Below are 9,534 nucleotides of genomic sequence, written 5' to 3'. Positions count from 1 at the left end.
GTGAGGGAAACGCCCGGTCACATTCCGAACCCGGAAGCTAAGCCTCACAGCGCCGATGGTACTGCAGGGGGGACCCTGTGGGAGAGTAGGACACCGCCGGACTTCCTTTAACAGAAAGGCCACCCAACGCAGGGTGGCCTTTCTGCGTTTCTGGATCAGATTCAAGGCCGCCCTCACGGGCGGCCTTTTTTCGTGTGCCGACCCGCGACCTCCGCCGCTGCGCGGCGGGATTCGCGGGTCCGCACACGACCTGAGCGCCGATGAGGGGCAGTTCGGGGAAGGTCTCGCCCGAGTCCGTTTGGGCATCGACGCGACGACGACGCGGGGCTACTCTGGGCGTCAGACGGGCCGTTCGCCCGCCTCCCGGTGGACGAAGGAGCTCTCGATGGACGCGATGATGATGGACTCGATGAAGAGCATGGACATGATGCCCGGCATGAAGATGATGGACATGACTCTCATGCAGGCGTGCATGGACGCGTGTTCGGCCTGCGAGCAGGCATGCACGGTGTGCGCGACGCAGATGATGGACTGTTCGCCGTCCTGTATGAACTGCGCAGACATGTGCAACACCATGATGCGCTCGATGATGCGCATGCAGGGGATGACCCCGGCGGTCATGATGTCGATGCTCGACGCCTGCATGGCGATGTGCCAGCTCTGCATGGACATGTGCATGAAGCACGAGGCCCACAGCGAGGTCTGCCGGATGTGCGCGGCCGCGTGCAAGGCCTGCATGGACGCCTGCATGGCGATGCGCGACTCCATGATGGCAGCCTGAGCGGCGGGGTCTCGGGTCCCGGTTGATGCCGGGTGATCTAGGATCGGAGCATGCTCGTTGTTCGAGGCGCCCGTGCGGTGCTGAAGGAGGTCACTGGCGCGATCTGCGCCGGTGACAGAGGCTGACGCCCCTGCCGGCGGTCTACTGCCGGCTCGTTCGTCGCGCCCGCGTGAACATTCCGCGGGACATCCTCCGGCTGGTTTCACCAGCCGATTTCTCGCGTCTGCCGCAGCGGCAGCCGTTCTGACCTCGCACAGAGAGCACGACATGCTTCCCATCGATGAGCGCGCCATCCGCGCGTCCTTCCGCAACGCCTCCCGCAAAGAGGCCTCCTCCATGACCCCGCCGCCGGAGTTCGGCGCGGTCGACTTCACCCAGCTCGACTACCTCGGGTGGTCGGATCCGAAGATGCCCCGCCGGGCTTACATCGCGGCGCACCGCGATGACGGCTCACCGGTCGCGGTGCTGTTGCAGCAGGCCGAGCAGCGCACGAGTGCCCGTGCGCAGTGCTCGTGGTGTGAGGACGTCACGCTGCGCAACGACGTGCAGTTCTTCGCCGCGCGCAAGGCCGGCTCCGAGGGGCGCAACGGCAACTCTCTCGGCGTGCTGATCTGCGCGAACTTCGGCTGCTCTGGCAACGTGCGGCGCCTGCCGCCGCTGGCCTACGAGGGATACGACCGGGAGGCCGCGCGCGAACAGCGGATCCTCCGTCTGCAGCAGCACATCCGGGGCTTCCTCCGCGAACTGGGGGCGTAGCGGTCGGTGCCCTTCGTCCTTCGGGGCGAGGGGCACCGACCGGAAGCGGGTCAGGCGCGGGCGACGTTGTAGCGCAGAGCGCCGATCGCGAGCACGTCCCATCGGGTGTGCACGGCGACAGGCTGACCGGGCTCGACCTCGAGGGCGGCGCCGCCGGCGTTCCACAGTGAGAGCGTCTCGCCGTCGAGCGTGGCGACCTGCACGATGCCGGCCTGCCGATCGACGCCCGACACGAGGGCATCGGTCCAGCCGGCGGTCGTCGCGGCGGCGAGGCGCGCCTGGATCAGATGCAGCGCGTGGCCGGGAGCGTAGGAGGAGCAGACGTCGCCGTGGTCGCACATGCACCGGGCAGCCTCACGCACCGGAAGGGGCGAAAGGTGGATGCGGGGCGTGGTCACGATGGTCTCCTCACAGGATCGGTCCGATCAGGTTACGGCCGGGCGTGTCGCGGACGGTAACGCCCGTGAAATGTGCCGACACATGATCGAATCTGCGCCTGTGCGCGGATCCGATCATGTTCCGGTGAGGGGCCGGATCCGATCGTGTTTCCGTGAGGGGTCAGAGCCGAGGCGTACGCGGAGGTGAGGTGCGGCGGTCGCCGGTCGCCTCGAAGGCGGCGGCGAGCTGCAGCAGGCGGGTGTCGTCATAGGCGCGGCCGGAGATGGTCAGGCCGACCGGCATCGCGATATCGGAGAGGGTGCCCATCGGCACCGTCACGGAGGGGACGCCGAGGTGCCGCGGCACGATGTTGCCATTCGCGACCCAGACCCCGTTGCGCCAGCCCTTGTCGGCGGATGCGGGATTCACGTCCATGTCCGCCGGCCCGATGTCGGCCATCGTCGGGTGGATCACGGCGTCCAGTCCGAGGCGGTCCATCCACTGCTCGAAATCGATGCGGCGCGTCTCCTCGAGACCGTTCAGGCCGGCTTCCATGTGCGGGATCACCGTCATGTCGGTGACCGGGTTCGCACGGAACAGGTCGGGCAGCTCGTTGATGTCGTCGTCGAAACCGGTGTAGCGATCGGGGAGAGCACCCGCGGGGGCGGGGAAGATCTTCGCGCCGTCGACCTGCGTCAGCGTGTTGAGCGCAGGATCGCCGTTCGCGCCGAGGAAGTCGTCCCATCCCCATGCGCACAGCTCGATGACCTCACTGCGCAGGAACTCGGGCGGAACGATGCCGCGGGTCGCGATAGTCGGTGCCCCGGCACGATCGCCCTCGTAGTTGGAGACGGCGGGGAAGTCGACCTCGACCACCTCGGCGCCGGCCGCCTCCAGCGCGGCGCGGGCGGCGCGCCACAGCTCCATGACCGATTCGCGGGTCTCGATGCGCTGTCCCGTCGGCCCGCCGATCCCGGTCCCCGTGCCGGCCCCGGGATCCGCGTTGATGAACATCCGGGGGACGCCGAACCGCTTGCCGCCCAGTTCCGCGGGCTCCAGGGCGACGTACGACTCCGGACGCACCTCCGACGCCGCAGGCAGTGGCACCCACGGCTGCGCGCGCCAGAAGTCCCCGCGCGTCGTGTGATCGTCGGCGACGACCACATCGAGGATCTCCAGCAGATCGGAGACGGTGCGCGCGTGCGGCACCACGATGTCCTGCGTCGGCACGAGCGGCCAGTTGCCGCGCACCGAGATGACGCCGCGGCTGGGGCAGTACGCGACGAGCGCATTGTGGGACGCCGGCGCCCGACCGCTCGACCAGGTCTCCTCGCCGAGGCCGAAGGCGGCGAACGATGCCGCGGTCGCCGTGCCCGAGCCGTTCGACGAACCGGATCCGAAGGCGCTGGTCAGCCAGTCCGCGTTGTACGGGCTCTCGGCGCGACCGTAGACGCCGCGCTGCATGCCGCCGTTCGCCATGGGCGGCATGTTCGTGAGCCCGAGGCAGATCGCACCGCCGGCACGGAGGCGCTCGATCGTGAACGCGTCGCGCTGGGCGACGAGCTCGGCGAAGGCTGGGGAGCCCGCTGCCGCCGTCAGCCCGCGCACGAGGTAGCTGTCCTTCGCCGTGTACGGGATGCCGTCGAGCGGGCCGAGGATCTCGCCGCGGGCTCGACGGGCATCGGAGGCCGCGGCCTCGGCGCGCGCCTCCGGGTTGCGCACCACGACGGCGTTCAGCGCTGTCGCCGTGTCGGGCCCGTCGTAGGCGTCGATGCGGGCGAGATAGGCGTCGACCAGTTCGACAGCCGTGGTCTCGCCGGCCTCGAGGGCCTCACGCAGGCGGGCGATGGGGGTCTCGACGACGTCGAACATGGGCGGATCCTTCGGTCGTGCGTCTGTCTGCGCCGAACCGTGGGATCCAGAAGCGCAATGCCACGGTTTGGCGCAGACAGACGGGGAGGGGTCAGGGGCGGCGGGCCTCAGGCGGAGAGCGTGGGCTGCTGCTGGGTGATGCAGTGGATGCCGCCGCCGCGGTCGAACAGCGGGCGCGCGTCGACGGTCACGACACGACGGCCGGGGTACGCCGCCGACAGGATGTCGCGGGCGCGCGCATCGGCGATGTCGTCCCCGAACCCGCACGCGATCACCCCGTCGTTCGTGACGAGGTGGTTGACGTAGCTCCAGTCCACGAAGCCCTCCTCGTCGCGCAGCGTCGCCGGAGCCGGCAGGTCGACGACCTCGAACGCGCGCCCCGCGGCGTCGGTCTGCGCCGACAGGTGCTCCCGCAGTGCGGCCGACACCTCGAAGTCGGGGTGTCCGGGATCCTGTTGGGCGTGCAGGAGGATCCGTCCGGGGGAGGTGATCGCCGCGACGATGTCGACGTGGCCGTTGGTGCCGAAGTCGTCGTAGTCGCGGGTGAGGCCGCGCGGCAGCCAGACTGCCTTGGCGGCGCCGATGGTGCGGAGCATCTCGGCCTCCACGCGCTGGCGGTCGAGGTAGGGGTTGCGGCGCGGGTCGAGCTGCACGGTCTCCGTGAGCAGCACCGTGCCTTCGCCGTCGACGTGGATGCCGCCGCCCTCGTTCACGAGCGTGGAGCTCACCAGCTCGGCGCCCGTCTCCGCGGCGATGATGCGCGCGTGCTGGGCGGCGTCGTGCCAGCGGGCCCACTCCGGTGCGCCCCAGCCGTTGAACACCCAGTCCACTGCACCGAGCATGCCGGGCCGCTCGGGGTCGACCACGAACGTGGGGCCGGAGTCGCGCATCCAGAACTCGTCCACCGGGGCTTCGAGGATCGTGATGTCGGAGGACAGCATGCGCCGAGCGCGGGCCATCTCACTCGGATCCACGAGGATCGTCACCGGGGTGAAGGCGGAGACGGCGTGGGCGACGGCGGTCCACGTGGCGTAGCCCTCCTCACGCAGTGCGTCGGTGTCGCCGAGGGTCTCGCCTTCGGCGGGGAAGGCCATCCAGACGCGGTCGTGTCGGGCGGTCTCGCTGGGCATCAACCAGGGCATCGGTGCTCCTCGGATCGGGTTCATCCCGCTTATTGAACAAGCGGCCAACTAGCGATACGGTATAGCCCCATGAGCACCTCGTCAACCCCCCGGCCGAAGAGGATGCCCCCGGAGCAGCGGGAGAAGGCGATCCTCGACGCCGCCGTCGCCCTCGCGCGGCAGGGCGGGATCGCCGCGCTGACTGTGCGCACGGTCGCCGCTGCGGCGGGCGTGACGCCGGCGCTCGTCACGCACTACCGGCCCAGCATGGACGCTTTCGTGGCCGAGGTGTTCGGCACGATCGTCGGCGCCGAGCGCGAGGAGGTCGTCGCCGACGGCCGTGCAGCCGCGAACCTCCGGGCGCGGATCACCCGCATCGTGGAGACCCTGCTCGACGGCGACCGCGACGACGTCACCCTGGTCTGGGTGCAGGCCTGGGCGGCCGGCGCGCGCAACGACGTGCTCGCCGCCCGGGTGCGGATCGAGATGGATCGATGGCAGCAGGATCTCGAGGCGGTCCTGGCCGAGGGTGTCGCGGCGGGGGAGATCGCCGCGGCACAGGCCGAGGGGGCGGCATGGCTGCTGCTCGCGACCGTGGACGGGATGAGCGCCCACTCGCTCGTGAAATGGGCGCCGGAGGATCGGGGTGCGCTCGCCCGGCGCACGGTGTCGGCGGTTCTGGGCTGAGCCGGAGATCGCGGAGCTGGCCGGCAGAGCCCTGTTCAGTGGTCGCGAATTGCGGCTATGAGTCGCTGAGAACCGCCATTCGCGACCAGTGAGCAGCAGGTGGTCGACGCGGGATCCGGAGCCTCGATCAGCCGGCGAGGATCCGGAGCGCTGAGGTCGTGTCGGACACCGTCAGCTGCGGCGGGTACAGCCCCATGACCTGGATCGCGGCCCCGTGATTCTCCGGTGTCGAGCCGGCGCAGGCGTCGGCGGCGATCGTGACACGTGCACCCGCATCGGCTGCGGCCAGCGCGGTCGAGATCACGCAGCAGTCCGTGGAGACGCCTGCGAGCACGACGGGGGCGGATCCGATGTCCTTCGACAGGCTCAGGAACCGATCGATGGCATCCCACTTGCCGAACGTGGGCAGATCCAGCGTCGGATGCGGGGAGAGGCTCCGCGCGGCGGGCACGAGGTCGTACAGCGGATCGTCGGCAGGCTTGTCCGCGAACGGCCAGGCCGCGAAGTAATCGCCCCATGACGTGCGGCGATCCGCGGTCGGCAGCCAGCGGGTCACGAGCACCCGGTCGGTCGCGACGTCGGCGAGACGGCGGATGTTCGCGAACGCCGCGGGGAACATCGGCGAGCCCCAGGCCGAGTCCGGCGCGGCGAAGATGTTCTGCGGGTCGATCACGACCAGCCAGGGACCCTTCGATGGGGTCAGGGACCGGCCCGCTTCGGCCGCATCCGTCATGCCTGCTCCTGGCGGCGGATCCTCCCGGCGCGGGCGAACCAGCCGACGACGAAACCCAGCACGAGTGCGAAGAACACGCCGAGGTTCGCGTAGGCCCACTCGCCGTCCTTGCCGCCGATGAGGCCGAGGAAGTAACCCTGCCAGTTGTTCCATGGTGCAGCCTCGGCGAAGGTGTTGATCACGAAGCCCCAGCCGATCACCGACGCGACGATCAGGGTGACGATCGAGACGCCGTCCCACGCGCCGTAGCGTCCGCGTGCATCGAACAGCGCCGCCTCGTCGTAGTCCTTCTTGCGGCGCAGGATGTCGGCGATCAGGATCCCCGCCCAGGCCGCCATCGGCACGCCCAGCGTGATGAGGAACGACTGGAACGGTCCGATGAAGTCCTGCGCGAAGAACACCACCACGATGGTCCCGATGGTGAGGATCACACCGTCGACCGCCGCGGCCGCGGGACGAGGGATCCGGATGCCCAGGCTCAGCAGCGTGAGGCCCGACGAGTAGATGCCCAGCACCGCGCCGGAGACCAGCGTGAGGATCGCCACGATGAGGAACGGGAACAGCGCCCATGCCGGCAGCAGCGTCGCGAGCGCGCCGATCGGATCGGCGGCGACCGCGGCGCTGAGCTTGTCGTTCGACCCGGCCAGCAGCAGGCCGAAGAACACCAGCACGATGGGCGCGACGGATCCGCCGATCGTGTTCCAGGTGACGATCTGCGCGTCGGAGGCGGTGCGCTTCTGATAGCGCGACCAGTCGGCGGCGATGTTGATCCAGCCGAGCCCGAAGCCTGTCATCACCATGACCAGCGCGCCGATCGTCTGCGCGAGCGTGCCGTCAGGGCGAGAGAACGCGGTGGTCCAATTGATGCTGCCCACAGTGAGGATGAGGAACAGGATCGTGAACGCGCCGGTCAGCCAGGTGAGCACCGACTGCAGCTTCATGATCGTGTGATAGCCGAGCACCGACGCGCCCACGATGAGCGCCGCGACCAGCACGGTCGCGATGAGGTGCACGGCGACGTCGCCGTCTGCGCCGACCCAGCCGAGCGCGTGCAGCACCGTGGTGGTCGCGAGCACGGCCGTGATCGTGAGCGAGGTCTCCCAGCCGATCGAGGTCAGCCACGAGACGATGCCGGGGATCTTCTGCCCCTGCACGCCGAACGCCGCGCGGGACAGGACCATGGTCGGCGCGGATCCGCGCTTGCCGGCGATGGCGATGAGTCCGCACAGCGCGAACGACACCACGATGCCGATGATCGCCACGATCGTCGCCTGCCACAGCGAGATCCCGAATCCGAGCAGGAAGGATCCGTAGGACATGCCGAACACCGACACGTTCGCGGCGAACCACGGCCAGAACAGGTCGCGGGGGCGCGCGGTGCGCTCGGACTCGGGGACGATCTCGATGCCCCGCCGCTCGATGAGGGCGGCGGATCCGGGCTGTGAATCGGCGGACATGGCTTCATCCTGGCAGGCACTGGCGGAATCCGGGGCGGATCACGGGAACTCCGGGCGATTGGGGGAACTCCGGGTGGGCCCCTGGTGCACGCGAGTGGACCCCTGGTGCACACGAGACTCCATCTGAGTCACGAGACTGCAGCGGCCAGCTGCATTCTCGGAGCGCAGATGAAGTCTCGCGGTCGGGTGGGCGGAGCGAGAACGGATCTTCGCGCCGGATGCCCATCGAATTCGAAGCTTCGTTGCCGGTACGATATCGCCGACCCGTTGATCCGGCGCGGCATTCTGCTCGTCGCCGGGCGCTCGTAGGCTTCCGGGTCGGAAGGATCCTCATGGACGCCTCGCGCATGCATGCCGCCTCGCCCGAATCCGCCGCGATCGTCGACGCCGTGCTCGACTACTCCCGCCGCCGGATGCTCGCCACCGATGTACCCCTCGACAAACCGCAGCCCGAGGCCGAGCTTCGTCGCCTGGTCGGCACGACCATCACGGATGCGGGGCTCGGCGGGCAGCGCGCGCTGAGCGTGTTCGAGCACATCCTCGCGCCGGCCTGTCTGACCACGAGCCACCCCAACTACCTCTCCTTCATTCCGAACGCGCCGACCGTCGCGGCCATGGCGTTCGACCTGGTGGTCTCCGCATCGGGGCTCTACGGCGGCAGCTGGCTCGAGGGCGCGGGCGCCGTGCACGCCGAGAACGAGGTGCTGTCGTTCCTGGCCGCCGAGTTCGGTCTGCCCGACACGGCGGGCGGCGTTTTCGTGCAGGGCGGCACGATCGGCAACCTGTCCGCGCTCGCCGCGGCCCGTGACAAGGCGGGCCGGCGCCTTGACGCCGCAGGCACGCCGCGGCCCGCGCGGTGGAAGCTCGTGTGCAGCCTGGAGGCGCACTCCTCCAACAAGTCGGCCGCGAAGATCATGGACGTCGACGTGATCGCGGTCCCGGCCGGCGCTGACGGCAAGCTGCACGCCGACGAGGTGCGCGCCGCGCTGGAAGAGCACGGCGAGGCCGTGTTCGCCGTCGTCGCGACGGCAGGATCCACCAACTTCGGCATCCTCGACGACATCGCCGGCATCGCCGCGCTCAAGGACGAGTTCGACTTCTGGCTGCACATCGACGGTGCCTACGGGCTCACCGCGATGCTCGCGCCCGAGGCGCGGGCGTGGTTCGCGGGCGTCGAACGGTGCGACTCGCTCGTCGTGGATCCGCACAAGTGGCTGTACGCGCCGTTCGACTGCTGCGCGCTGCTGTACCGCGACCCGACCGACGGCCGCCTCGCGCACACCCAGCACGCGGAGTACCTGGACACGCTCACCGACACCGATGAGTTCAGCCCTTCGGACTACTCGATCCAGCTCACCCGGCGTCCGCGCGGACTGCCGCTCTGGTTCTCGCTGGCGACCTATGGCGTGGACGCGTACCGCACGGCGGTCTCGGAGACGCTGGCGCTCACCCGCCGGATCGCGGACGAGATCTCCTCGCGTCCCGAGTTGCGCCTGGTGCGCGACCCCGAGCTGTCGGTGGTCGTGTTCGAACGCGAGGGCTGGGAGCGCGCCGACTACGACCGCTGGTCGGACGAGCTGCTGCAGTCGCAGCGTGCGCTCGTCGTGCCGAGTTCGCACGCCGGCCGGGTCAACACGCGCTTCGCGATCCTCAACCCCCTGACGACGTTCGAGGACCTCGTCGGGATCCTCGACACGATGCGCTGATCGGGTCCTTTCGGGGTCGTTGAGCGAGCGGAGCGAGCCGAAA

General features: G+C 69.5%; 9 protein-coding genes and 1 rRNA gene. 5 read left to right on the top strand and 5 right to left on the bottom strand.

Annotated elements, in window-relative coordinates:
* From rrf to AC1DCT_RS07980, 3 genes are all read left to right on the top strand, one after another.
* Nucleotides 1–102: ribosomal RNA gene (gene rrf / locus AC1DCT_RS07990) — 5S ribosomal RNA — on the top strand; the annotation flags it as partial.
* A gap of 283 nt (nt 103–385) precedes the next feature.
* Nucleotides 386–781 carry a four-helix bundle copper-binding protein gene (locus AC1DCT_RS07985; protein ID WP_477229719.1) on the top strand — a complete coding sequence of 132 codons (396 nt, stop codon included), beginning with the start codon at nt 386–388 and terminating at the stop codon, nt 779–781.
* Between the two features lie 267 nt (nt 782–1,048).
* Complete coding sequence (locus tag AC1DCT_RS07980; RefSeq protein ID WP_441977547.1) at nt 1,049–1,537, top strand: FBP domain-containing protein; 489 nt, start codon at nt 1,049–1,051, stop codon at nt 1,535–1,537.
* A gap of 50 nt (nt 1,538–1,587) precedes the next feature.
* Here the strand turns inward: AC1DCT_RS07980 and AC1DCT_RS07975 are convergent, their stop codons facing one another.
* The 3 genes from AC1DCT_RS07975 to AC1DCT_RS07965 form a co-directional block, all read right to left on the bottom strand.
* A complete protein-coding gene (locus tag AC1DCT_RS07975; protein ID WP_440734084.1) occupies nt 1,588–1,935 on the bottom strand; it encodes a hypothetical protein in 348 nt (115 codons plus the stop codon).
* A 160-nt stretch (nt 1,936–2,095) separates the two neighbouring features.
* Nucleotides 2,096–3,787 carry an amidase gene (locus AC1DCT_RS07970; protein ID WP_477428427.1) on the bottom strand — a complete coding sequence of 564 codons (1,692 nt, stop codon included), beginning with the start codon at nt 3,785–3,787 and terminating at the stop codon, nt 2,096–2,098.
* A 107-nt stretch (nt 3,788–3,894) separates the two neighbouring features.
* On the bottom strand, nt 3,895–4,929 hold the full coding sequence (locus tag AC1DCT_RS07965; protein WP_477428425.1) for an agmatine deiminase family protein: 1,035 nt from the start codon (nt 4,927–4,929) through the stop codon (nt 3,895–3,897).
* Nucleotides 4,930–4,998: 69 nt separating this feature from the next.
* On the opposite strand from AC1DCT_RS07965, the gene AC1DCT_RS07960 reads away from it, so the two are divergent.
* Nucleotides 4,999–5,595, top strand: a complete 597-nt coding sequence (locus AC1DCT_RS07960) for a TetR/AcrR family transcriptional regulator (protein WP_440734081.1) — start codon at nt 4,999–5,001, stop codon at nt 5,593–5,595.
* Nucleotides 5,596–5,722: 127 nt separating this feature from the next.
* Here the strand turns inward: AC1DCT_RS07960 and AC1DCT_RS07955 are convergent, their stop codons facing one another.
* Complete coding sequence (locus AC1DCT_RS07955) at nt 5,723–6,328, bottom strand: cysteine hydrolase family protein (protein ID WP_477428423.1); 606 nt, start codon at nt 6,326–6,328, stop codon at nt 5,723–5,725.
* Nucleotides 6,325–7,785, bottom strand: coding sequence for a purine-cytosine permease family protein (locus tag AC1DCT_RS07950; RefSeq protein ID WP_440734079.1), 1,461 nt, complete (start codon nt 7,783–7,785; stop codon nt 6,325–6,327). The genes AC1DCT_RS07955 and AC1DCT_RS07950 overlap by 4 nt, the downstream gene beginning before the upstream one ends.
* Before the next feature lie 332 nt (nt 7,786–8,117).
* Between AC1DCT_RS07950 and AC1DCT_RS07945 the strand changes: the two genes are divergently transcribed.
* Nucleotides 8,118–9,491 (top strand): pyridoxal phosphate-dependent decarboxylase family protein, encoded by a 1,374-nt coding sequence (locus AC1DCT_RS07945; protein ID WP_477428421.1) that lies wholly within the window; start codon nt 8,118–8,120, stop codon nt 9,489–9,491.
* Nucleotides 9,492–9,534 lie beyond the last annotated feature (43 nt).

It is taken from the genome of Microbacterium sp. 10L49, assembly GCF_056395125.1.
The sequence above is the reverse complement of the archived record's forward strand: the minus strand, read 5'-3'. Positions and strand labels throughout refer to the sequence as shown.